Below are 26,444 nucleotides of genomic sequence, written 5' to 3' on the forward strand. Positions count from 1 at the left end.
CTGTTTCGGCTGGGGAGTCGGCCGATCTGCTCGTTTCCTCTGCGCCTGGCGGGCGATTGTCCGGGGACTGAAGGTCCAATCGCCGCGCCCTTCCCCGGCCTCCGCGCGTGCCTCGCTATCCGCAAGTTCGCACCGATCTCGACGTGGTCCGCACCGCCCCGGACGAGTTCGTCGTGCGCGATCCCACCAACGGTGATTGCTTCGCCATCCGGTTTGCCGAGCGCTGGTTGCTCGCCCAACTCGACGGCCAGCACGCGCCACGGGCAATCTGCCAACAATACTCGCAGCAATTCGGCGCGCGGCTCCGGCCGGGCGACTTCGACGATTTCGTCGAACAACTGCGGCTGCGCGGGCTGCTGCAGACCGGTGGCCGCCCGGCGGCGGTGGTCACGACGAAGGGGGCAGGTCCCTTGGAGATGGGCACCTCGTCGGTGCCGCGATCGCCGGGCAGCACGGCGGTCGCCGTCGCGCCGGCTGCGACCGCGGGCAATTTGCTCAATTTACTCTTCGACCTGCTGGCGATGTGCGCCGGGTGGCTGATTCACCGCATCTGGATCGTGCCGATCCTGGTGCTGGCGTTCGTGGCTGCGGTCGAGTTTTTTCACGAGTGCGGCGCGATCACCAATCAATTGCAAGGCCTGCAGCAACGCTGGGGCGTGGCCGGGTTCCTGGCCGTGCTGCTGGCGCTGGTCCTGGTGTTGATCAGCCTGCCCAACGCGCTCCTGACGGGCATTGCCTGCCGCGTTTGCGGCGGCCGCATCCGCGGCTTTGGCCTGCACCTGCACGAGCGGCTGCTGCCTTATTTTGCCTGCGACATCGGCGATTCGATCGTCTGGATGAACGAACCGGCGCAGTGGACCATGCTGAGTTTGCGCGTCTGGTCGCGCACGGCGATGGCGGCCCTCGTGCTGCTGGGCTGGAAGCTGACTTCGCCAGACACGCTGCTCAACGACGCCCTGGCGGTGCTGATCGTGCCGTCGCTGGTCGGGTTGTTCCTGCGGCTGAACATTTTTCTGCCGCTCGAGGGCAGCCTGCTGGTGGGTTATGCGTTTGAAGTGCCGGACCTCTATCGCCGAGCGCGCGATGAGACGCGCGCTTGGTTGACTTGGAGCCCCGCACCCGAGGCGTTGTCCGAACTCGAGCGCCTGTGGTTTCGCGTTTACGGCGTCATTTCGTATGCCTGTACGGCGCTGCTGATGGCGGTGGTGATCGGCGGCGGCGGTTTGCTGATCACTTCGACTTACGGCGGCGTCGGTGCCGCCGTCGGCCTGGTCGCCCTGGCGGTTTGGTACCTGGATTCGCTGGAGAAAATTCCCATGCTCGACTGGTTCTTGCGCGTGCTGCGAGGCGGCGGACCGTGGTGGATCCGCTGGCCGATTCGCCTAGGGCTGCTGGCGGGAATCGTCGCCTGCGGATTTATTCCCTACCCGATCGAAGTCGGCGGCGAGTTTCGCCTGGTGCCCAAGAGCGAGTGCGGCATCCGCGCGCCGTTGGCCGGCGAGATTGCCGAAATCCTCGTCGAAGACGGCCAGACCGTGGCCGCCGGCGACACGATCGCCACGCTCATGGGCCGGCAGGAAAAATCCAACGTCGCCATGACCGAGGCCGAGTTGGACAAGGCTCGCGCCGACCTGGCACTCTTGCATGCCGGGACTCGGCCCGAGCCGATCGAAATTGCCGAGCACAAGGTCGCCCTGGCCCAATCGAGCGTCGATTACTACCAGAGCGAACTCGACCGGCTGGAAAAGCTGTCCGCCCAAACCATCACCGAACAACAACGCGAGAACACCCGCTATCAGCACGACCAGGCGATCAAGATGCTCGCCTCGGCCCAGGCCGAGTTGAACGGCTTGAAGGTCGGCCCACGCCAGGAGGAAATCCTCGCGGCAGAAGCCCAGGTCAAGAAGCTCGAAGCGTTGCTGGCCCATCACCGGGAACAGCTCGCGCTGACGAAGATCATCACGCCCATCGCCGGCCACGTCGTCACGGGCAACGTCAAGGAACGCCGCGGCCAGCACGTCGAACCAGGCGACCTGATTGCCCTGATCCAGGACTCATCCGAGCTGCGCGTCGAGATCGCCTGCGGCGAAGACGCTGCGCCACAGGTCACGCCGGGCATGAAGGCCCGGTTGCACGTCACGGGGCTCGACGGCGACGAACTCCTGGCGACCGTCGAACGCCTCGGCGATCGCGCCCTCGATGGGGCCGAGGTAATGCAAGACCGCTATCGATCCGACCGCGAAAACCTGGCCGAAGCCACCTTGCACCAGGAAGGCGTCCATTACATCCGCGTCTATGCCGTGCCCGACGCGAATCAGCCGGAATTGAAGCCCGACATGACCGGATACGCGCGGATCACGATTCAACAGGACACCCGGCTATGGGAAGCGCTGTGGCGCCACTTGCGCCGGTTCCTGATGGTCGAAGCCTGGTCGTGGTTGCCCTAAAGCACGCACGAACCGTATCCGAAAAACTTGCCGAACGCGGCGTCTAAGGGCTCGTCGTGTGCGTTGCGCTGTGCGGTCCCGGCAAGGATTGGTGCTTGCCGGCGTTGGGCGCCAAGAACGCGGCCGGCTGTACGGCCTGATCGCGCAGCGGCGCGCGCCGCGGGGCGAGCGGGGCATCCGGCACGGCCTGGACGATGCCGGCCGCGGGCCGCGGTGAAGGTACGGCCGAACCTCCGCCCACCAGCGGCCCCTGAAGGGGTTGGTGGCGCGGGTCATCGAGCGGGTTCTCGAATACGGGTTCCACGACCGGTTGCCTCGGTGCGGCGGTCGGCAGCGGTTCGGGCAGCTGTCCCGGGGCCGGAGCGGGCAGTCGCTCCACGCCCTTGTCGGCCGGCTTTGCCGGAGACGGAGCGTGCTGCTGCGCGGCGCCCGGCGTCACCGGACCCGGCACGTCGTAGCCGTAATTCAATCGCCAAGCGGCCGAACGGCGCCGGGCTTCGTCGCGGGCATCTTGATAGGCCTTCATGGGCCAGCCGCCCTCGGCCAGGTGCACCTGGCAATAGTCGAGCAGGGCGCCCGACTCGAAATGCATTGCCTTGATAGCCAGGTTGTATTCGACCAGCGAGCGGAAATAGGAGATTTCGGCCTCGGATTGATCGCTTTCGGCGTCGAGCAAGACGTCGAGCGTGATGTTGCCGATGCCGGCCTCGTATTGCTCGCGCACCGCGGAGGCGCGCTGCACGGCCTTCAGCCGGGCGTTGAAGTTGGCCTGGCTCACGGCATAGGCCCGGTCCAGCTCGCGCAGTGCCGCGCCCAAATCGTGCACGACGAGGCGTTCCTGGTCGGCCAGCACTGCCCGTTCGCGGGCCAATGCGAGCTGCGCGTTGCGGACGGCCGTGTAACCTTCGCGGAAGCCGAGCGGCATGCTGAGCTGAATGCCGGTCTGCCATTCCTGGAAATCGCCGCTGGTAAGGTTTTGCCAGGCGTTGTCGAAGCGATCGATGCTGTCGCCCTGGTTGATGAGCTGATCGCCGAAGCCGCGCCAGCGGTACTGCCCGAGCAGGTCCAACTGCGGCAAGAGGAAGTTGCGCGAGGCGACCAACTCGAGCTCGCGCCGCTTGATGCGCCACTTCTGTTGCCTTAGCTCGACGCGCCGGACCAGTGCCTCGCCGGCAACTTCGTTCCAGTCATAAGCCACACGGGCAATCGTCGGCTCGTTCGCCGGGCGGATCAAACGCCCGTCGTTGAGCGACACTCCCATGAGGAACCGCAGATTCGACTCGCGGGCATAGAGCCCGCCCGCGCCGGTAAAGGCGCCGCTGCGTGCCCCGGGCAGCGGCTGCGTGCTGCCCGCGGCGCGGCCGCTGAGGGCGTCCTGCACGGCCGACCAGAGGACGAAATACCGCGCGCCGGCCTGCGCCTCGTCCGATGCCGAACCGCCCGCGGCGCCGGAACGATACAGCTCCTCGACCCGACGCCAGGTAGCCAGCGCACTGTCGCGCGCCTTGACGCGCGCATCGAGCAGCCGATAGGCGAAATAGAGGTCCCAATACGCATTTTCGACGTTGCTCACCAGGTCGCGCACGCCGGCTTCGAACTGGGCCAGCGAAATGTCGTTATCGACCCGCGCCAGCAACACGCCGTTGCGGAACACGAATCCCGGTTGTGCGTCGGGGCCCGCGATACGATTGAAGTCGATCCCCCCGCCTCGCAACAGCGGATGCTGCACGGCGACCTCGAAATTCACGTCCCAGGCGCTGGGAAACAGATTGAACGGGCGGTTGTTCGCGTCGTAATCGACGTTGTGCCGCACGGCGAACAGGGTGCCGGTCGCCGCACGCTTGCTCAATTCGCTGCGAAACTGGCCGATGTCTTGCTGCAATTCGCGCACGCCACCCCCGATGATGGCGTTGTTGATCACGCGATCGTTTTTCTCCCAGAACACCTGCGTGGCGAGCTGAGCATCGAACCGGCTGAGGGCCGCCTCGACGCCCAACTGCGGATCGGATTCCTGGATTGCCGGGTCGAAGTAGGTCGCAACGAGCTGCGGCGCGGTGATCACCCGGCCACCCAGGTCGTGCATCACCTTGCTGTTGACCAAGGCCATGCGGACGGCTTCTTCCAGTGTCAGGTCCCAGTATTCCGTGGGGCCGTGGGTCGCCAGCGTCCGCGGTGCCATTCCGCTGATCTCATCGGGCGCCTGGGCATTGCTCACGTCGGGATAGTCGATCGACGTCGCCACGTCACGGTAGTGGTCCAGCTCGTGACCTTCGAAGAAGTAGTACTCGCGTGCGGGCCCGCAGCCGCCGAGCAGCAACACGGCACAGACGATCCACCCCGACAGCGCGCGGCCATACGCCCGCAATCGCGGTTGACGCCGCAGCTTGTGCCAGCACTGGATTGGCAGTGGAGGTCGTGGCATCCGTGGCCCGTCTTCCAAAGCACGGTGAATCCTTGCGTGCAGTCATTGCTCGCACGCAGGTGGCCGTCGCGCCAGCCGACCGCGCAGTCTCGAGAATGAATATCGGCAGAAAACTTTGCCGAAGTGGGAGAATCTTCGCGACAGGAACGCTCTTCTCAGACGCGCCAGAACCCTCAGTCCTCCGGGTTCATCGCCAAGCGTCTGGCAAAAAAAACCGGGCCGGAAGATCTCCGGCCCGGTATCGCGGTCAGTAGATAGCTTGCCCGATCACCGTTTTGATCGGGGGGCCAGATCGGCTAGTTGGAGTCGGTTTCCAACTCGTTGATCTGGTTGTCGGTCGAGTTGTCCTGGCCTACGTCGTCGAAGAACCAGTCGAGATCCGATCCGCCGATCAGCACGTCGACCGAGCCGTCGGTAATCACGGTATCGCCCGGCAACCAGGTGTCGTACTGCAGTTCGTCGACGTTGACCTGGTACGGGTCGCTGTCCTGCCACAGGGCCTGCGAACCGGTCACGTACGCATAATAGTCGTCGATATTGGGCAGGTTGATGTAGTCGGCGATCAACAAGTCCTGACCGGGCCCGCCATCGAGGGTGTCCGGACCGTAGCTGCCGATCAAGATGTCGTTGCCGTCGCCACCGAAGAGACGGTCGTTCACGTCCGAATTGTTCCACGGACCGCCGACGAGCAAGTCGCCGCCAATCCCGCCGTCGAGCGTGTCTTGCCGCGTACCGCCGTACAAGGCATCGTCGCCGTTACCGCCGTAAAGTTCGGTCTGGCGGGTATACACCAGCTCCGTCGACAAGACGTCCAGGCCGTCGTAGCCGTACACACGGATACGCCCATTGATGCCGGTGACCTGGACGAGTTGATTGACGAGAGCGCTGTTCTCGAACTGCAGGAAGATCGAGACCGTGGTACCCGAGTTGACGAAGTAGACGTAGTCGAACCCGTTGGTGCCGCCCCAGTACAGGTTGTTCTGGGCACCATTCGCCCGCACCAGGTAGGTGCTGACGGTCACATTGGTCGTGGAGCCCGCCCCGACGCCGCCGTCCTTGTCAGTGGCACGCACCTTGATGGTCTTGGTGCCACTGGTCGTAAAGGCATGCGTGACCGTCGTGCCGACCGGGCCAGAGACCGTCTGGTCGTAGGTCCCGTTGTTGTCCCAATCGATGTTCCAGGTGAAGCTGCTGGCGGCATCGACCGACGAGACATCCGAGGCGCCCAGCGTATAGGTCACCGTCTCGCCGCGGTACTGCGCGGCAAACGCCGGCGTGATGGTCGCCGTGGGGGCCACGTTGTTGACCTGGACGTTAAACGTAAAGTCGTCGTACTTGGTCGGCGAGCCGGAGTCCGTTGCCCGGACGGTCACCTGAACCGTGCCGCCGGTTCCATCGTTCGGCGTCCAGTTGAACGAACCGGCCGTGGGATGAATCGTCGCACCGGACGGCGGATTCACGAGGCTGTAGGTAATCGTCGTGTTTTCCGGATCGGTCGCCGTGACGAGGAACGACAGGTTGCTGCCCTCGTTGATCACCTTGTCGGAGATATCGGCGATGGTCGGCGGGATATTCAGCAGCTTCACATCGGTCCGAGTGATGCCGCTGAAATCGGTGCGCGGATCGACGTTCGTCGTGTACGTGAACGGGTCCGTACCCTGCTCGACGTTGAGGAACATCTGGCCGTTGATCATCAGGTTCACCGGGTTGGCGTGCATCGTGATGCGGCCGAGCAACGCATAGCTGCTGACGCCCACGTTGGCATTCGGGGTTTGGGCCCCGAAGTTCCGCACGCGGCCGGCCGGGTCGTCGATTGTGCCGGTCTGGTTCTGCGAGAAGATGCTGCTATACGCCAGCGAGACCGGGTCGACCTCGTCGGTGTCGAACACGAGGTCGATCGAGCCGTTCTTGACGCCCGTCGAGGTATTCGACTTGACCCAGATCTCGATGTAATAGTTCGAGTTCTCGTTGACGATCCCCGGCTCGTTCGGCAGCGATGCGACCGTTTCGGTGGCTGTCGGCGTCGTGACGATCCGCGGGAACACCTCGATCGGAGCTTCGGCCGGGTTGAACGACCCGAAGAGGAAGTTGTAGAAGACTCCGAGTTCCGACTTGGGATAGATGTGGTCGACGCCTTCCGCCACGTGGAACTTGTACTGATAGTTGCTCGTCGGGATGCCGAGCGAATCCGACGTGTCGTGCATCGCGTTGTACATGTTCATGGCGCGATGCGTGCGCACCAGGCCCTGAGCCTGGGCCGCTTCGCTGATGTCGATCGCCAGCTCGTCACCCTGGCCCACGTAGAGCTGGATCCGCTTTGACAGGTACGCGGTCTTGTCGAGCGTGACACCATCGGGAGTCGGATGGGCCAGGTTCGGCGCGAAAGCGTAGGGGAAGGCGTATTGGCTCGTCGGGAACATGTGGTCGTCGGCACCAGCCACGCTGAGGGCCGCCACGCGCGTCGGGTGCGCCGCGGTAAAGCGTTCGGCAAAGCCGGCACCCTGTGAGAACCCGTGCAGGTACACCTGGCTCGTGTTCCCGATACCAGCGGCACCGAGAGAATCGAGGATGTCGATCAGCGCACGATCCGCATTCAGGGCGTCGGCCGTGTCCCACGATAAGGTGTTGCCGTAGTCGTCGTAAGGACCGCCCGCCGGGAAGTAGGGCGCGACGACGACCAGGCCCGTCACCCCGTTAGCCGGATTCTTGACGTAGTCCTGCCAATCACGGGTGTGCATGTAGATTTCACGCAACGTACCGTGCACCGAGACCAGCACCGGCGTCGAGGCGTTGACGGTGCCGAACTTGGCGACGCGGTAGTAGACGTTCGGGTCGGTCGAGTCGATCCGATGGAACACGTTGCTCGGCGTCGTGGCAACGTCGATGAATTGCGCGTTGTCGTAAACCTTGACCTCATCAATGGCCCAACCGTCGGTGGGGAAGGCCGCGGTACCGAGCTGCGAAAAGCGAATCCGGAAGTTGTTGGTAAAGCTCAGATTCGCCGTCGGGAACTGGGTGTTGATGCGATCGATGTTGGCCTTGAGATCGAACTCCTGCAGCTGCCACAGGCCGTCGCCCAAGCGATCGATGCCAGTCGTGGGTTGCGAGGTGGAAGTACGGACATCTTCGAGCCGGTACCAATTGGTCCCATCGATGCTGATCGCCACGCCGTCGCCCAGCGAACCGGCTGAGCCCGTCGTGAACGACGAGGCCAGGGCATCGTTCTCGTCGTCCTGAGAGCCGCCGTACGCGCCTTCCAACTGGTGGAAGACGAGCATGCCTTTGGTGCGGCCCGCCATATTGAGCGTGAGCGTCGCGCTGGCCAGGTCCTTCACGCTGTCGGCACCGTTCGACTGGAACAACAGGCCGTTGGTACCGGCGGTTACCGAGTTGGTCGCGTTGACCGTGACAGAGCCGCCTCCAGTGACGCTGGTCGACCAAGAGCCGCCCAGCGAGCCGCTGCTGAAGTTGTCGTAGAAGATCACCGGCCGGCGAATCCCCACGAAGACCGCTTGCGAATCGGTGCTGATTTGGGGCCCGCCATCGGTCGCGATGATCGTGATCGCAACATTCGACGGGTCGCTGGCCACGGGCGTGTAGGTGAACGCGCCGGTTGTCGGATTGATCGACGCACTCGCCGGGGCACCGGGGCCAAGGCTGTAGGTGATCGATTCGCTCTGCGGGTCCGTGGCATGGGCGGTGAAGCTGACCGTCTGGCCCGGGTTGATCTCGAACGTGTAGGGCGAGATCGGATCGAGCACCGGACTGTCGTTGATCGGCTTGAGCAAGAAGCCTTCCTGGTTGCCGCTGGGATTCTTCCCGTAGCCGGTAATCCAGCCGTCTTCATTCACGTCCATCGCGCTGATCAATTCCCAGCCCGAGAGATTGATCAGGCCGGTCAGTTCGAAAGTGCCTTGGCCGGGCACATACACCCAGGCCCGTTGGAAGGCGCTGGGGCCGGTGCCGAACTTGGCCCAACCGACCGCGACGCCCGATTCGTTGGCCGCGGTGGCGGCCGATTCGCCCGAGAACTGTCCCGGCGAATTGGGATTCGGCACCAAGGGCAGCGGAATCGGCGCGGCATTGGGCACGGTGGTGTCCCAGACGGTAGCGACGACGACCGAACCGGTATTGTCGCTGAAGGCCGAGCGTCCAACGGCATAGCCGGTATTGGTGACGTCGTAGGCTTCGGCGTATTGGTTGCCCGAGATCACGGCCCCGGCCTGCAAGGCTTGCATACCGTTGGTCTGGGTCCACACGAACGGCACCAGGCCGGTCGTGGCTCCGCTGGAGCCGACGATCACGCCGTCGTCGTTGATCCCGTAGGCGGCGCTAATGTCATTCCCGCCCGGCAGGTCGCCTAGATTGACCATGCCGCCGGCTTGGGTCCATCGGAAGGCGCGGAAACCCGTGCTCGAATCGCTCGCGCCCACGACGACGTTGCTGTTGTTCAGGTCGAAAGCCTCGGACGAGTTCTGACCGCCCGAGAAATCGCCGATGTCGATCTTCGACGAGCCGTTGTAATACAGGGCCTGGTCGAGATTGGTCGGCAAGTAAGGGAAGATATTGGCCTGGCCGCTGCGGCCGACGAAATTGCCGGCGCTATTGATGCGTCGGGCGTAAGAAGCGTTATCGCCGCTGAGCACGCCGATATTGGTCCAGGTCGCCGGCGGGACGATGGTCGACGCTTTCTGCGTGGGGTAGCCACCCAGCGTATTGTCGGTGGCGTAGCCGGCGACTTTGCCGCTGTCGTTAATGCCGAGGCCGGCACTTTCGAACGTGCCGCCGGACAAATCGCCCAGCGCCGTAAGCGTGTAACTCAGCGACAGCAGACGCCGCTCTTCGAGCGGATCGAGCCGCAGTGAGCGGCCTGAGATATCGAGCGTCCCACCTTTCTCGGTCCGTCCGTCAGCCGACTTACGATGCGGGCGAGATTTCGGTCCGGCGGTCAACGTCATTGGGAAAAACCTCGTGGGGCGATTTACGCGCAGATTAGGTCAGTTCCAAGCGAAAACGAAACCCTGACGATCACAACCCTCGACCGACTGGCCGGCAAGTCGAAGGTCATCCATACGCTCTACACACTAGTACCGCGATGTTGGAAAGCTGGTGTCGCAAGAATCAAATTACGCTCGACCAAATCTTTCGCGCCGCGGCTTGCCCTGTATTCCGGTTGATTGCCCTGTATTCCGGTTGATTGCCCTGTATTCCGGTCGATCAGCCTCTTCTTCTCGCTCTTGGCGAACGCCCTTGCATTCGTCGATCGGGGCGACACCACGGTCCAACGAGCCCGCTTTGCATTCGCTGTGCTCGTTTGCCTTCGGGGGGGACTTCTGGACGGGTCTGGCAGGACCGGCCAACCGCTTGCGCGCGGCCGTCGGTGCTGGAACCCCGCGAGCTGCTACCTCATCAAGCCGTAGCCCCCGGTGTCGTGTTGTCGCCAACGTATGTCGAACCGGCCTCGAGCGACTTACTCTCTGTTACAGGTACCGGTTCGGCTGCGCGTCTTGGCACAGGCCGGCGACCGCTATGACATTCACAGCCGACGAACGCGGCCGCGTGATCCTTCTTGGCAGCACCCTCTGCCCGTCGCGGGCGCCACCTGTTCCGCAATGCTGTCTCTGCTAACCCTGCGGCCTTGGCGAACCAACCTGCCGCCGTGCTGACACACCCTGCTGCCACGCCGCGCTTCGACCGATCGGACGGCCGCGTCTCTGATAGAGTCGCCGTAGTCCTATCAACCGCCACGTCCGACGTCCCCCCAAGGGGATCTCGGTGGGTCAGCAGGATCATGCACGCTTTGCAAGAATAACGGCGAACGTAAACTCTTGCAAGAATGAGGAAAGAAACGCTCAAAGAAAGTTTGACGCAGCGGATGAATTCTCCTTCAGAAACACCCCCCGATAAGGGGTTTGGTGCAGCAGGAGCCGGCCGAAGGACAAAGCCAAGCCGGTTTTTAATTGCCGCCAAATGATTAGGCCGCTTAAAATATTTGAGGCCAGGCCATCAGTATAGAAAAATCCAACACAACCGGCAGAAAAACTCGCGAAGGCTTCCCTGGGTAAGTAACAGATGGCCGGTGGTCACGTCGGCGCGGCGACGAGCGGCCAGGTCGTCGGCCGAAGCCGCAGACCGGTTGTAGGCAGAGAGCAGCGGGTAAGTGGGCATTCGCTGCAATGCTTCTGCGACGTCATCCGCAACCTAGGAAATGCTTGCGATTTCCTCCCGCCAGATTATGCTAAAAATCGCTTCTTTCCGCTGCGGAAACCCTTTACGTAAGTCTAAATCCCCAGACGGTTTTCAATGCCCCGGCCGCCCGAATGCCGGAGCGGATGCGGCGATGCGCGTTGCAACCGCCATGGACGGACCTGGGGAAATCTGCCCGCTCAGCGTCAAGGGCTCCGCTGAACGGCGCAGTGCTCCTCGAAACGGCACTGGGCTCCGCTGCGCGGGACGCCGACGTCCGAGACAAACATTTCACAGCGGTCATTTCACAGCGGTGACGACCTGGCCCTGCCTGACAGGTTCTCTGTCAGGCGAGCAACCAATTGAGCGAACGATGCATCGCGCACCCAGGATTGGCTGCTGACGTCCTGATCGCACGAAGAATTAGCCTGCAAATCATGGAGTGACCTGACGCGTGAACTTGTACGGCTCCAAGAACGGGCAACCTCCAATGGACGACGGCCCGGCCAGTTTTGACGCGATCGTCCTTTCCCTTCCCGGTACGTTTCAGGCCAGCCTGCCGATCGCCGCGGCTCGCGCCGGTGCGCTGGGATTGCTCGATTTGTGCCATTTACGCGCGGAGCAAGCGGGCGACGCACGCGCCGAATTGGCCCGCCTGCAGAACTCGGTCGAACAGGGCCGGACGGGCGTTTGCGTCTTCGCGCGCTGGGACGAACTGCATCAGCAGATTCATGCAGCCGCCCGCGGCAGCGACACCGTCGTGCTGGTGGCCGAAAGTTCGGACGATCTGAGCACGGAGGTGAACCGCTGGCGCGAAGTCGCCGCGCGCGTGGGCCTGGTTGTCACGAATGGCCCCGCCGCGAGAGCAGCCATCGCCGCAGGCGCAGACTTTCTCATCGCCAAAGGACACGAGGCCGGCGGCCTCGTCGGCGAGGAAACGACGTTCATCCTCGTACAGCGTTTGATCGGTCAAATGCCGGCCAACGCCCGCGTGCCGGTGTATGCCTGGGGCGGGATCGGGCTGCGGACCGCGGCCGCCTGCGTCGCGGCCGGCGCGGCAGGCGTGGTCCTCGACTGGCAATTGGGCTTGTTGCGCGAATCGCCGCTGTCCGATTCGTTCAAACGCCGTCTCGCGCAAATGGACGGCAGCGAGACCGTGGCCATCACCGGCCCAGCAGGCGAAATCGTCCGCCTTTACTGGCAGCCCGGCATGACGGCGCGCGATCGCCTGCTGCAGCTTTCGGATCGCGTGCAAATGGGCCAGGAGGTAACGCTCGCCGAATGGCGGCAAACCATCGGCGAATTGCTCGTGGCCGAGCAGGAAAACGATCGCCTCTGGGCACTCGGGCAAGACGCCGCGCTGGCGAGTTTGTGGGCGCGCGAGTTGACCGATGTTCCGAACGTGGCTCGCGCGCTCGGCTTGTTGCGCGAACGCTCGGTGCGGGCCATCGAAGGTGCCCGAGAGGCTCGGGCGCTGGCCCCCGATGGCCCCCTGGCGGCCTCGCACGGGACCGAATTCCCGGTGGCCCAGGGGCCGATGACGCGCGTCAGCGACGTGCCCGATTTTGCCTTGAAGGTCGCCGAGGGGGGCGGTCTGCCGTTCTTGGCCTTGGCGCTGTTGAGCGGCGAGCAATCGCGCGATTTGCTCAAGGCCACGCAAACGCTGCTGGGCAAGCGTCCCTGGGGCGTTGGCGTGTTGGGCTTCGTGGATCGCGAGCTGCGGGCCAAGCAGTTTGCCGCGATCGAAGAGGTTTGCCCGCCGTTTGCGATCATCGCCGGCGGCCGCCCCGACCAGGCGGCGGGCCTCGAGGCCAAGGGCATCTGCACGTACTTGCACGTCCCGTCGCCGGGCATGCTGTCGATGTTCCTGACCGAAGGCGGCCGGCGCTTCATCTTCGAAGGCCGCGAGTGCGGCGGCCACGTCGGTCCGCGGAGCAGCTTCGTGCTCTGGGAAAGCATGATCCAGGTCCTGCTCGACGCAAAACTGCCCGACGACGAGCTGGCCAAGATCCATGTGCTGTTCGCCGGCGGTGTGCATGACGCGCTGAGCGGCGCGATGGTGGCCACCCTGGCACAGCCGCTCGTGGAACGCGGCATCAAGATCGGCGTCTTGCTGGGCACGGCCTACCTGTTCACCGAGGAAATCGTCTCCAGCGGCGCCATCCTGCCAGGCTTCCAGGCCGCGGCTCTCGAGACGCAACACACGGTCCTGCTCGAGACGGGCCCCGGACACGCGACGCGCTGCGCCGACACGGAGTTTTATCGTGTGTTCCTCGAAGAGCGTGCCCGGCTGAAGCGCGAACAGGTGCCGGCCGAGCAGCTGCGCGAAGAGCTCGAAAGTCTCAACCTGGGTCGCCTGCGGATCGCGTCGAAAGGCGTGGCCCGCCGGTCAACCACGGCGCCCGGGGAGAGCCCCTATGTGCAGGTCGACGCCGACACGCAGCGGCGCGAAGGCATGTTCATGATCGGGCAAGTGGCTGCGTTGCGCGAGCGGCCCTGCACGGTGCGCGAACTGCATGACGACGTCTGCCGCGGCGCGCTGGCGCGGCTGGCGGCTTTGCACGACCAGGCCAGCGTGTCGATCGTGCCGGTCGAGCCGGCGCCCGCCCCGTTGGACATCGCCATCGTCGGCATGGGTTGCTTGATGCCTGGCGCCCACGGACTGGCCGACTACTGGAACAACATCCTCAGGAAGAAAGACCTCGTGCGCGAGGTGCCGGCCGATCGCTTCGACTGGCAACGCTGGTACGACGCCGACCGCAACGCGCGCGACAAGGTCTATAGCCGCTGGGGCGGTTTTCTCGAAGACGTCCCCTTCGATCCGCTCAAGTACGGCATTCCGCCGGCAGCCTTGGCGAGCATCGAGCCGATGCAGCTGCTTGCGTTGGAACTCGTCGATCAGTGCTTGCGCGACGCCGGGTACCGCGATCACAACCCTTACAAAGAACGCACCAGCGTCATCCTCGGTGCCGGTGGCGGCATTGCCGAACTAGGTGCCGGCTACGCGGTCCGAGCTAGCATTCCCGGGCTGATCGAGAACCCGGACGAGCGGCTGTGGTCGCAACTGCCTGAGTGGACCGAAGACAGCTTCGCCGGCATTTTGCTGAATGTCGTCGCCGGGCGCATCAGCAATCGCTTCGACTTCGGTGGCGTGAATTTCACGGTCGACGCGGCCTGTGCCTCGTCTCTGTCGGCCGTGTATCTCGCCTGTCGTGAGTTAGCCGATGGTACGAGCGATTTGGTGATCACTGGCGGCTGCGACACGCTCCAGAGTCCGTTTACGTATCTTTGCTTCGCCAAGGCCGGTGCCTTATCGCCGCGCGGTAAGTCGCGCACCTTCGACTCCACGAGCGACGGCATCGCGATCAGCGAGGGCCTGGCCGCCGTGTGTCTCAAGCGGCGCGCCGATGCCGAACGCGACGGCGACCGGATCTATGCCGTGATCCGCGCGGTTTCCGGCGGATCGGACGGCCGCAGCAAGGGCATGACCGCGCCGCGCAAAGAAGGCCAGATTCGCACGCTCGAACGGGCTTATGCCCAGGCGCGGTTCAGCCCCGCCACGGTCGGGCTGTTCGAGGCGCACGGCACGGGCACGGCCGTCGGCGACCAGACCGAGTGCCAATCGGTCACCACCGTGCTGAAGAGCCGCGAAGTGCCGCCGCAAAGCATCGCGGTGGGCAGCGTGAAATCCATGGTCGGCCACACCAAGTGCACGGCCGGCGTGGCGAGCCTGATCAAGTCGGCGCTGGCCCTGCACCACCGCGTGCTGCCGCCCACGCTGCACGTCGATACGCCGAATGCCAAGGCCGGGCTGGTCGATGGGCCGTTATACGTCAACAGCGAGCTGCGGCCGTGGATTCGCGGCGAACATCCGCGCCGCGCGGCCGTGTCGTCGTTCGGTTTCGGTGGGACGAATTTCCACGCCGTGCTCGAAGAATACACCGGCGCGGCCTTATCCACGGAAAAACTGACGCCGCATCGCGAGCGCCCCGCCGAGCTGTTCTTGCTGGCGGGCAATTCGCCGTCGGCATTGGCGCAGCGCATCAAGTCGCTCGCCGACCCGTTGACCAAGGCACTCGCGGCCGGCAAGCGGATTCACCTGGGCGAATTGGCGCTCGCCTGGCAGCGGCGGCAAGGTGCCGCGGCCGGAACGTCGCGCGCCGCCGTCGTCGCCGCGACTCCCGAGCAGTTGCTCGAACGTCTGCAAGCCCTGGCCGCGCGTTTGGCCGGCACGGCCGCCGCCAGTGGTGGAGTGGCTGGGGTGTACTGCACCGAATCGCCGCTGGGTGGCACCGGCCCCCTGGCCATGCTGTTCCCCGGCCAGGGTTCGCAGTATCCCAATATGCTGTGTCCCTTGGCCGTCGAGTTCTCCGAGGTGGCCGGCTGCTTCGAGCGTGCCGACGCCGAGCTGCGCGGCGCCTACGAACAACCGCTAAGCACATTCGTCTATCCGCCGCCGGCCTTCGATGACGCCCAGCGGCAACGCCAGACCGAAGCGCTCAAAGCGACCGACGTCTTGCAGCCGGCCCTCGGCGCGGCCGACGTCGGCATGGCGCGCCTGCTGGCGGCTTGCGGCGTGGTGCCCGCCATGGTTGCGGGCCACAGCTATGGCGAACTGGTCGCGTTGCACGTGGCCGGCGCGATCGACGAGGCGGCGCTCTATCGCCTCTCTTTGGCCCGAGGCCGGGCCATCGTCGAGATGAGCGCGGGCCACGAACGCGATCTCGGCCGGATGCTGGCGGTTCGTGCGCCGGAGCACGAGGTGCGCGCCGCGCTGGCGGGTTCGCCCGAGGTTTGGCTGGCGAACATGAACAGCCCGCGGCAGACGATCATCAGCGGCACCCAGGCCGGCCTGGCACACGCGACGCAACAGCTCGAGGCCGCGCGCCTGGCTTCGACACCCATCGCCGTTTCCTGCGGTTTCCACAGCCCGCTGATGGAGCCGGCCCGGGCGCGATTTGCCGAAGCGTTGGCCCAAGTCGACCTGCGACCGGCGCAGATCGACGTGTTCAGCAACACGACGGCCGAGCCCTATCCCACGGAACCGGCTGCCATGCGGCAGCGTCTGGCCGAGCACCTCGTGCGTCAGGTGCACTTCGCCGCCGAGATCGAGGCCATGTACGCGGCGGGGGCCAGGGTGTTTGTCGAGGCGGGACCTGGCCGCGTGCTGACCAAGTTGACCAGCGAGATCCTGGGTAACCGTCCGCACGTGGTCGTGGCCACGCAGATCACGGCCCAGAACGGCTACCCGGAATTCCTCGCGACGCTCGGCGAACTCTACGCACACGGCGTGTCGATCGACGTCGAGCGGCTCTACCAGGGCCGCGAACTGAAGACCCTGGACCTGGCCGAACTGGCCGCTCCGTCGAAGCCGTTGCCCAAGCACTTTGTCCTGATCAACGGCAGCTATCTTCGCCCCGCCGGAACACCGCCGCGGCAGTTGGCGTCGCGCGTCAGCCTGCTGGGCGACCAACCTACGGCGCCGCAGCCCGCCGCAGCAGCCCCATCGGCGGCGCCGAAAGTGGGCGCCACGCCGAGCCTGGCCGTGAAACCGCCGGTGAGCGCGCCTATCGCCGCGACAGCGGGCAGCCACGCCGCTCCGGCTGCTGCCGCTGGACCCATCGCGGCGCCGCCAGTGCCGGTCGCGCCCGCAGCTTCTCCGGCACCGCTTGCCGTACAGCCGCCCGCGCCCGAGATGGGCGACGTGGCCATGCGCGAATTCCAGCACACAATGCGGGCCTTCCTCGACGCCCAAGAGAAAGTGCTGACCGCCTACCTGACCGGCTCGCCGGCGATGGCTGCTTCGCCGCCTGCGCCTCCGATCACGGTCGAAGCGCTGCCCCTTGCCGCGAGCGGACCGGTCGTGGCGATGCCCACCGTCGAGGCATCGACGCCGCTTGCTCCCACGGTAGCTGCTTCGGCATCCGCCGCGCCGCCTTTGGCTGCCCCTGTGCCGCCGCCGGCACCGCGCACGATCGCTGCGGCCACTTATATCGGCGCCGCGGGGCCAATTATCTCGCCCGCACCGGCGCCGCGCGAACAACAGCCGACCAAGGCGGCCGAGTCGACGCCAGTCACCAGCACGCCGCTCGACGAATTCCTGGTCGAAATCGTCAGCGATCGCACGGGCTATCCCGGCGACATGTTGTCGATGCAAGCCAATCTCGAGGCCGACCTCGGTATCGATTCGATCAAACGCGTCGAGATCATCGGCGCTTTCCGCCGCGCGGCGCTACCCTCGATCGACGAACCGCCCGGTTGGTTCATGGAGAAGATGACGGGCGCCAGCACGCTGCAACAAATCCTCGACGGCGTACACGAACTCGTCGGGGAACAAGCACCGCAAGCCGCGTCACGAACGGACGGAGCAAAAGCCCCGGCCGCGCCGGCCACCGTGTCAGAAGCTGCCGCCGTCGACCCGGCACAGCTCGAACAGATGCTCGTCGAAGTGGTGAGCGATCGCACGGGCTATCCCGGCGATATGCTCGCGCTGGACGCCAACCTCGAGGCCGACCTGGGCATCGATTCGATCAAACGCGTCGAGATCATTGGCGCTTTCCGCCGCGCGGCGCTGCCGTCGATCGACGAACCGCCAGGATGGTTCATGGAGCGCATGACTGGCGCCAGCACCTTGCGGCAGATCCTCGCCGGTGTGGCCGATCTGGCCGGCACGGCAGCCGCGCCCGAAGCGCAAGCGGCGGCTGCGCCGGCGCACACCGCACCGCACGCTGCGGCTCCTGCCGAGGCCGCCGCGCTCGACCAGGACCAACTGACCGACATGTTGCTGGGCGTGGTGTCGGACCGCACGGGTTACCCCAAAGAGATGCTCGGTTTGACGGCCAATCTCGAGGCCGACCTGGGCATCGACTCGATCAAGAAGGTCGAAATCGTCGGCGCCTTCCGCCGCGCGGCGTTGCCGAGCGTCGATGAACCGCCGGCCTGGTTCATGGAGCGACTGTCGGGCGCCGGTACCTTGGCGCAAATCCTCGACGGCGTGACCGCGCTACATGCCCAAATCACTCCCGCCGCCGCGCATCCGGAAACGTCTGCCGTTTCCGCCGCTTCGACCGAAGTCGCGGGCACGCCGTCCGTGGCGCCGGAGCAACTACAACAACTGCTGGTCGACGTCGTCAGCGAGCGGACCGGGTATCCGGCCGACATGCTGGCCTTGGATGCCAACCTTGAAGCCGACCTGGGCATCGACTCGATCAAGCGCGTGGAAATCATCGGCGCATTTCGTCGCGCCGTGTTCCCGCACATCGACGAGCCGCCCGCGTGGTTCATGGAGGAAATGACCTCGGCCGCGAATTTGCGGGCCATTCTCAACGGCGTCGAACGGCTCAGCGTTGCAGCCCACGGCAATGCCCCCAGCAACGGGACCAGTCATGGGCCCAGCAACGGGTACAGCCGTGCTGAAGGCAACGGGGCCAAGGCCAACGGTGCCTTGCCGGCCTCCGCGCCGGCCGCCGAGACCACTGAGTCGACGCCGCGTTGCGTCCCGGCGATTCTCGAAGCGCCGCTCGCGAAGGAGACACGGATGCCGCAAATCGCCGGCGCCGTGGTGCTCACAGATGATGGCCGCGGCGTCACCGCCGCCTTGCAGCGCGAACTTCAGGCCCAAGGCCTGCCCGCGGAGATCATTCCCGCCGAGGTGCTCGCTTCGCGCGATGCCACGACGGCCACGCTCTCGCTGGTACGTCAACGCTACGGGGCAATCGGTGCGTTGGTGCATCTGGTGCCTCTGACGCAGACGCCGGAGTTTCCCGGCATCGATCCCGGCACCTGGCGCTCGCGCGTCGAGGCCGAGCTCAAGGGACTATTGCACCTGTTGCAAGGTGCTGCGCCCGACCTGGGCGGCGCTTACGACGGCAACCTGATTGTCCTGGCCGCCACGCTCGGCGGCGGAGACTTCGGCGGCGACGCCGCTCAGGAAGCCTCGCGCCCCTGGCGCGGTGGCATTGCCGGCATGCTCAAGACCGCGGCCAAGGAATGGATCGGGGCGCGCTTCCGGGCCATCGATTTCGACGCCGTGCCGGAAATCGAGCTGCTGCTCGCCGAGCTGCAGAGCACTGGTCCGGTCGAGGTGGGTTATCGCCATGCCCGCCGGCTGACTGTCGCCCCGATGCGGCAAGAGTTTGCGACCTCGGCCGCGGGCGAGCGGGCCCAACTGCCCGGACTTCGGCGCGAGAGCGTCGTGCTGGTGACCGGTGGGGCCCGGGGCATCACGGCGCATGTCGCGCGGGCGCTGGCCGCGCGTTCGCAGGCCACAATGGTTCTGTTGGGGCGTAGCCCCCTGCCGGTCGAAGCCCCCCACCCCTGGGCCGAATCGCTCGCCGATCCCGGCCAGGTACGGAAAGAGTTGATCAACCGGCTGCGCGCGGCCGGCACGAGCCCCTCGCCGCGCGAAGTCGAGCGCGAGCTGGTTCGCATCCTGGCCGATCGCGAGATCCGCGAAAACCTCCAGGCCATCGCGCAAGCCGGCAGCCGGGTCGAGTATCACGCCTGCGACGTGCGCGACGAACAGGCCTTGGCCGCGGTGATCAACGACGTGCAATCGCGCCTGGGCCCGATTGACGCTCTGATTCACGGAGCCGGCGTGATCGAAGACCGCTACATCGTCGACAAGTCCGACGATTCGTTCGACCGCGTCGTCGGCACCAAGCTCGACGGGGCGTTTGCCTTCACCCGGCTGCTCGACCCCCGACAATTGAGATATTGCCTGCTGTTCTCCTCGGTCTCGGGCTTCTTCGGCAACCCGGGCCAGGTCGACTATGCTGCGGCCAACGAGGTGCTCAACCGCATGGCCGCCCGGCTGGCGCGGGTGTGGTCGCAGACCAAGGTCGCCGCGCTGAACTGGGGCCCCTGGTCCGGCGCCGGCATGGTTACCGCCGAAGTGGCGCGCCAGTTTGCCGAACGCGGCGTCGGCATGGTCACCCTGCCCGGCGGCTGCCAGGCAGTGGTCAACGAGTTCGAGTTCGCCGACGGCACGACGAATGTCCTGTATGGCCCTGGACCGTGGCTGGCCGACGCAGAGCGCCTGGCCGCGCAGTGCGCCGCGGTGTCCGTGGCGACCGCGTTGCTCGCCGGTCAGGTCGTGCATCGCCTGAGCAACGGTACGATCGAGGCCTACGTCACGCTCGACGCGGCACAGCACGGCTTTCTCCGCGATCACATGATCGACCAGAAACCGGTCTTCCCCGCGGCGTTTGCCCTGGAGTTGATGGCCGAAACGGCGCTGGCCGCGGCCCCGCCCGGCTGGCACGTGACCCACGTCGAAAACCTGCGGGCCTTCGCGGGCATCGTGCTCGACGAGCCCACGCGGACGATCCTGGTGCGCGCCGAAGCGATCGACTGGCAGGAATCGGGCGGAGTGTGGCGCGTGCGGATTGTCGATCCGCAAAAGCCCGGCCGGCCGATGTACGAATCGCTGGTCCGCGTGTCGGCCTTCGAGCCGGAGGTGCCGGAAGCGCCGAATTTGCCGCGCATCGAAAGCGCTTTTCCGCTGCCGGTGCCCGAGGCCTATGAGCGCTGGCTCTTCCACGGCCCGATCCTGCAGGCCATCATCGAATTACGGGGACTCGATCCGAGCGGGGTCGACGCGGTCTTTGCCCCGGGCAATGTCGAACATTGCCTGGGCGGGGCGCGCCCGGCAGGCTGGTTGATCGATCCGGTGATTCTCGACGCTGCGCCGCAACTGGGAATGTTGTGGTCACGGGCCGTGCACGACACGAGCCCGTTGCCCAACCGCGTAGCCGTGTATCATCGATTCGGACCGCTGGGCAGCGAGCCGGTCGAAGCGTTGTTCCGCCTGGATCCGAGCTCGAACGAGAACTGGTATAAGGCCGACGTCTGGCTGCTGCGCGGGAACCGCGTGGTCGGACTCATGGAAGGACTCGAAGGCGCCGGATCGGCCGCGTTGAATCGCATTGCCCGGAGCGCTTCTCGATGACCTTGCCGGCCGACGCCACGGCGGCTGACCTTTCGCCGCCCGCTGCGCGCGCGGACGAAGACATTGCCATCGTCGGTATGGCATGTTTTCTCCCCGGTGCCGACGGTCCGCGCCGCTATTGGCAGAACATCGTCGGCAAGGTCGATTGCGTCGGCGAGCCGACTCCCGATTGGCAGCCGGAGTTCTTCGCGCCGCATGTGTACGTGCGCCGGGGCGGCTTTCTCGGCGAGATCGCGCGGTTCAACCCCGCACGCTATGGCATCATGCCTTCGAGCATCGAGGGTGCCGAGCCGGATCAGTTCCTCGCGTTCCGCTGTGCCGTCGAGGCACTGCACGACGCCGGGTATCCCGAGATCCCGATCAATCGGCCCAAGACGGGCGTGATCCTCGGCCGCGGCATTTTCATCAACCGCGGCCTGCTGACGATGATCTCGCAGGGGTACATGATCGGCCAGTTCGTCGATCTGCTGCGCCAACTCGAGCCCGAACGCACGGCCGACGACCTGGCGCTGATCGAGCGCGAGCTGCGCAAGCGGATGCCGCCGTTCAATTCGGAGACCGTGCCGGGGCTGACGCACAACATTCTCGCCGGCCGCGTTGCCAATCGCCTCGATCTGAACGGCCCGGCCTACACGGTCGATGCGGCGTGTTCGTCGGCGCTGTTGGCGGTCGATCAGTCGATCCGCGAGTTGCGGAGCGGGCGCTGCGACATGGTCCTCGCCGGCGGCGTGCAGGTCTCGACGCCCGGCATGGTCCACATGGCATTTTGCTATCTCGACGCGCTGAGCAAGCAAGGCAAGATCGCCCCTTTCTCGGCCGAGGCCAGTGGGACCTTGCTCGGCCAGGGCTGCGGCGTGCTCGTGCTCAAGCGGCGCAGCGACGCCGAACGCGACGGCAACCGCATCTACGCACTCGTCAAGGGCGTGGGCACTTCGAGCGACGGGAAAGGCTCGGGCCTGTTGGCCCCCAGCCAGGCCGGCCAGGAAATCGCCCTCCGGCAGGCCTACGGCACGACCGGCGTCGATCCGGCGACGATCGGCCTCGTCGAAGCGCACGGCACCGGCATCCCGTTGGGGGATCAAACCGAAATCAAGACGCTGACCAGCGTTTTCGGCGCGCGCCACGGTGCCAAGCCCACCGTGGCGGTGGGCAGCGTCAAGTCGATGATCAGCCACTTGATTCCCGCCTCGGGGGCCGCGTCGCTGATCAAGACGGCGCTGGCGCTGTATCACCGCGTGCTGCCGCCGATGCTGCACGCCGAGCAGCCCAATCCCGCACTCGGACTGGAGCGCACGCCCTTTTACCTGTCGACGACGACGCGGCCGTGGATTCACGGCGAGCGCCGGCATCCGCGTCGCGCAGGCGTCAACGCGTTTGGATTCGGCGGTATCAACACGCACGCGATTCTCGAAGAGCATCTGCCGGCCGCCGAGTCGGACCTGCCGCGGCTAGAAGACAACTGGCCGGTCGAGTTGGTGGTCGTGTCGGCCGAGTCGCGCGAGGCGCTATGCACGCGGCTGGGCCAATTGCGCGTGTGGCTCGAACGCGCGCCGCACGTTCGCCTGCTCGACGTGGCCGCCAGTACCGCCGCCGAGTCGGGGGCGCTGCGCGTCGCGATCGTGGCCCAGTCGGTTGCCGATCTGCTCAAGAAGCTCGTGACCGCCGAGAAGATGCTCAGCGACCCGGCACGCGAGAAGATCCAAGACCGCAGTGGCATCTTCTGGTACGCCCAACCGCTGGCGGCCGCGGGGCGCGTCGCGTTTGTCTTCCCCGGCGAGGGCGCGCAGTATCCGAACATGCTGGCCGACCTGTGCCGTCACTTCCCCGAAGTGCGGCGCGAGTTCGATTTGACCGATGCAGCCTTTCTCCGCACCCCTGGCCGCCAGCCGCTCAGCCGGTTGATCTATCCATTGCCGGACGAGACGCAGGCGGCCGAGGCCGAGTTGCTCGAACTGGGCGGCGCGGTGACGAGCGTCACGCTAGCCTCCCGGGCCTTGTTGGCGCTGCTCCGCACGCTGGCCATCGAGCCGCAGGCCATCGTCGGACATTCCAGCGGCGAATTCGGCGCGTTGATGGCCGCCGGCGCCATCGCGCCCGAAGGCGACGAGGCGCTCATCGATGCGCTCAGCGAGGGCGCCAACAACGCCGCCCGGCTATCCAGCTCGGGTCTGGTGCCGCCGGCCGTGCTGCTGGCGGTGGGTGGGGCTGAGCGCGCGGCGGTCGACGCGGTCGTCGAGCATGCCGCGGGACGGCTGACCATCGCGATGGACAACTGCCCCAGCCAGGTCATTCTTTCCGGCGACGAGGCGGCGGTCGACGCGGCCATCGAAGGGCTGCGCGGCAAGGGCGGTCTCTGTGAAAAGCTGCCGTGGGGCCGTGCCTATCACACCGCGGCATTCGAGCCGGCCAGCGGCATCATCGAAGACTATTTCCGCACGATCGGCTTGCAGTCGCCGCGCGTCGAGACCTGGTCGTGCGCCTCGGTCGAGCGGTTTCCGGCAGAGCCCCCGGGCGTGCAGGAATTGGCCGTGCGGCAATGGCGTTCGCCCGTGCGGTTCCGCGAAACGGTCGAGGCGATGTACGCGGCCGGCGTGCGGATCTTTCTCGAGGTCGGACCGCGCGGCAATCTGGCTGCGTTCGTGTCCGACACGTTGAAGAAGCAGCCCCACCTGTCGGTCGCGCTCGATGTACCGCGCTACGATGGGGTGACGCAGCTCTGTCGTGCGCTCGGCCAGCTCGTGGCACACGGCGTGCCGCTGAATCTCGACGCGCTGTATCGCCGGCGCCAGCCGCAGCGATTGGATCTGGCGGCCGAACCGCCGGCGGCGCCCAAGACCGACCCCGTGCTGCGGCTCGACCTGCCGACCTTCGCGCTTTCGGACGAAACGCTGGCCACGTTGCGCCAATCGAAGCCGGACGTGAATACCGCCTCGGCCATGCCGTCTGCGCCGGCTGCCACCTCGGCGCCGTCAACAGCGGCTGTCTCCGCGTCGCCCGCCTCACACGCGGCCGCGGCGCCGCCCTTGCCCCGGGCCGCGACTCCGGTCAAGCCAGCGCCTGCACTTCCCACAGGTACGCCGACCGTCGCCGCTTCGGCAACGTATGCCAACGGCCATGCATCGGCCGCTACCCCTCGGTCGCCGGCCACCCCGTCGCAGCCCGCGGTTGCGGCGAGCGCGGCCATCGACCCGCGCACCCAGGCCGTGGTCGACTACCAGCGCACGATGCGTCATTTCGTCGAGATGCAGCAGCGCATCATGTCGACGCGTCTCCAAGGCAGGCAGCCGGCCTCGACGCATAACGGTGTCGCGGCCCCGGGTTCCGTAGCGGCGAATCCGGCGGCAGTGAAACCTGCACCCGTGGTATCGGCGTCTGTAGTACCAGCGGCAACGCCGCCGGCTGTGTCTGCCGTTGCCGCGCCAGCCACACGCCCGACGCCGCCGGTGGTCGCGCCCGTCGTTCATGCGCCGGCACCGGCGCCGCCCCCCGCCGCGCCATTGGCGGCGACACAAAATGGTCATACCGCGGCGGCAACTCAGGCGATCGCAGTCACTCGCGCCAGCGCGTCTTCTCCCGCTCCTCGTGAAGCCGCGAAGGCACCCGGCAGTCCGCCACCCGCGAGCAGTGCGCCAGCGACGGGCACCGCCACGTTGCCGCGCACGCAGCGCTCGACGCTGCCGCTGCTGGAAACGGTGTTGATCCACGAACCCGGCTCCCGGCTGCTGGCCGAATGCGAGTTGGACATCGAGCGACATCGCTTCCTGCTGGATCACACGTTCCTGGGCCGGGCGTTGTCGACGGTCGATTCGAACCTACAAGGCCTGCCGGTCATGCCGCTGGCCATGTCGTTGGAGTTGATGGCCGAGGCGGCTGCCAAGCTCTGCCCGGACCTGACCGTGGTCGCGATGGATAACGTGCGGACCATGCGTTGGCTGGCCTTCGAGACCAGCAATCGCCGCGTGCGCATGGAGGCCCGGCAGCTCGACGAGACGCACGTGCACGTCACAGTGTCCGAAGCCGATCGCGAAGGCTTCAGCGCCGTGATCGTCGAAGGCAACGTCGAACTGGGCGAATTCGAACCGGAGCTTGGACCCGCGGTCGTGCCCGATCGGGCCACCGAGCCTGCCCCCTGGGCCGAAAACCTCTACGACTGGATTCTGTTCCACGGCCCGGCGTTTCAAGGCATCGATTCGATCGACGCCTACGAGCCGACGGCGATTCGCGCCACGGTGCACGAGCCCGACGCCGGGCTGCTGTTCGCGCCGGGCGCCGGTGGTCCGCTCGTATTGCCGTCGGCGCTGGTCGATGTCGCGTCGCAAGTGCCGGGCATGATCTACGGCCAATGGCACCCGGAAGACCCCGAGGTGTACATGGTCTTCCCGAACAGCATCGGCCGGCTAGAGTTTGTCGCCGACCGGCCGAAAGCCGCGCTCACGGCCGTAGCCACGATGCACCGCGAAGGTGCGTTGCTGCACTCCGACGTCGAGCTCAAAGCGCCCGACGGCCGGATCGTGCTTCGGATGACGGGGCGTGTGTGCCAGGTGGTCGATTTCCCCACGGGCCTACACCACTACTCGAAGGCCTCGACGCGGGTCACCTGCAGCCGCGATATCACCGAGGTGTTCGCCGGCGTGCCACATATCGAAGCGTGCCGCGTGTGCGAAACTTTGACGGCGGGCAGCCCGATCTTGCTTAATCGCCTCTGGTCGCAAGTCGTGGCGCGGATGATCCTCGATCGCCAGGAACGGGCGGCGTTCGCCGGGCAAAAGCTCTCGCCTGCCGCCGCGGCCTACTGGCTGGCCGGGCGCATCGCGGCCAAAGACGCCGTGCGGTTGTTCGCCGGGGCACCGATTTGCATGGCCGACGTCGCCATCACGGCCAACGGCGACGGCAAGCCGCACGCCCATCTGCCTGGCGATCTGGCGGCGCCGGCCGTGAGCATCGCACATAAGGAATTCAAGGCCGTCGCCCTGGCCGCGCCGGCCCAGCTGGCCGCGGTGGGAATCGACATCGAGGCCCTGATCGCGATGGACCCGGGCCTGGTGGCCGACGCGTTCACCCCGGAGGAACTGGCCCTCCTGGCCGCAGCGGCCACGGCGTCGCAAGAGCCGGTCGACAACTGGTATCTCTCGGCCTGGAGCGCCAAAGAGGCCCTCGGCAAGGCCTTAGGTCGCGGCGTGCTCGGCGGCCCGCGAGCCGTCGAAGTCCGCCAGGCCTGCGCCACCACCGGACGCTTCTTGTTAGCACTGCGCGGGCCGATGGCCGAAGCATTTCCGAAATTAACGTCGAACGAGGCCGGTGAGATTTGCCTGCCGGCGTATCGCCGTTTACACGGTCCCTACTGCGTGGCGATCTGTTTGTTAGAATCGCTGCCTGCCTGAATTCCGCGATGAGCAGCTCGTTGAACTCATATCGATAAACCCTCGTCCGCCCCGGAACT

Annotated in this window: 6 protein-coding genes; 3 read left to right on the forward strand and 3 right to left on the reverse strand. The window is 66.0% G+C overall.

Annotation, left to right across the window (positions count from 1 at the left end):
• Positions 1 to 107: 107 nt before the first annotated feature.
• Positions 108 to 2,447: an HlyD family efflux transporter periplasmic adaptor subunit gene (locus K1X74_04425; GenBank protein MBX7165573.1), complete on the forward strand. Its 2,340-nt coding sequence runs from the start codon at positions 108 to 110 to the stop codon at positions 2,445 to 2,447.
• 43 nt (positions 2,448 to 2,490) lie between these two features.
• Here the strand turns inward: K1X74_04425 and K1X74_04430 are convergent, their stop codons facing one another.
• The 3 genes from K1X74_04430 to K1X74_04440 all read right to left on the reverse strand — a co-directional run bounded on the left by K1X74_04430 (position 2,491) and on the right by K1X74_04440 (position 11,037).
• On the reverse strand, positions 2,491 to 4,869 hold the full coding sequence (locus K1X74_04430) for a TolC family protein (GenBank protein MBX7165574.1): 2,379 nt from the start codon (positions 4,867 to 4,869) through the stop codon (positions 2,491 to 2,493).
• A 296-nt stretch (positions 4,870 to 5,165) separates the two neighbouring features.
• Positions 5,166 to 9,827 (reverse strand): putative Ig domain-containing protein, encoded by a 4,662-nt coding sequence (locus K1X74_04435; GenBank protein ID MBX7165575.1) that lies wholly within the window; start codon positions 9,825 to 9,827, stop codon positions 5,166 to 5,168.
• 1,048 nt (positions 9,828 to 10,875) lie between these two features.
• Positions 10,876 to 11,037: a hypothetical protein gene (locus K1X74_04440; GenBank protein MBX7165576.1), complete on the reverse strand. Its 162-nt coding sequence runs from the start codon at positions 11,035 to 11,037 to the stop codon at positions 10,876 to 10,878.
• A gap of 508 nt (positions 11,038 to 11,545) precedes the next feature.
• Between K1X74_04440 and K1X74_04445 the strand changes: the two genes are divergently transcribed.
• Positions 11,546 to 21,004 carry an SDR family NAD(P)-dependent oxidoreductase gene (locus tag K1X74_04445; GenBank protein MBX7165577.1) on the forward strand — a complete coding sequence of 3,153 codons (9,459 nt, stop codon included), beginning with the start codon at positions 11,546 to 11,548 and terminating at the stop codon, positions 21,002 to 21,004.
• The gene (locus K1X74_04450) at positions 21,001 to 26,385 is read left to right on the forward strand and encodes a polyketide synthase dehydratase domain-containing protein (protein MBX7165578.1); all 5,385 of its coding nucleotides are present in this window, start codon (positions 21,001 to 21,003) and stop codon (positions 26,383 to 26,385) included. The genes K1X74_04445 and K1X74_04450 overlap by 4 nt, the downstream gene beginning before the upstream one ends.
• Positions 26,386 to 26,444: the final 59 nt, after the last annotated feature.

Source organism: Pirellulales bacterium (genome assembly GCA_019694435.1).
Classification (GTDB): Bacteria; Planctomycetota; Planctomycetia; order Pirellulales; family JAEUIK01; genus JAIBBZ01.

Coding starts and splice junctions, on each gene's coding strand:
- K1X74_04430 (MBX7165574.1), bottom strand. CDS start 4,869: ATGCCACGACCTCCACTGCCAATCCAGTGCTGGCACAAGCTGCGGCGT.
- K1X74_04435 (MBX7165575.1), bottom strand. CDS start 9,827: ATGACGTTGACCGCCGGACCGAAATCTCGCCCGCATCGTAAGTCGGCT.
- K1X74_04440 (MBX7165576.1), bottom strand. CDS start 11,037: ATGCCCACTTACCCGCTGCTCTCTGCCTACAACCGGTCTGCGGCTTCG.
- K1X74_04445 (MBX7165577.1), top strand. CDS start 11,546: ATGGACGACGGCCCGGCCAGTTTTGACGCGATCGTCCTTTCCCTTCCC.
- K1X74_04450 (MBX7165578.1), top strand. CDS start 21,001: ATGACCTTGCCGGCCGACGCCACGGCGGCTGACCTTTCGCCGCCCGCT.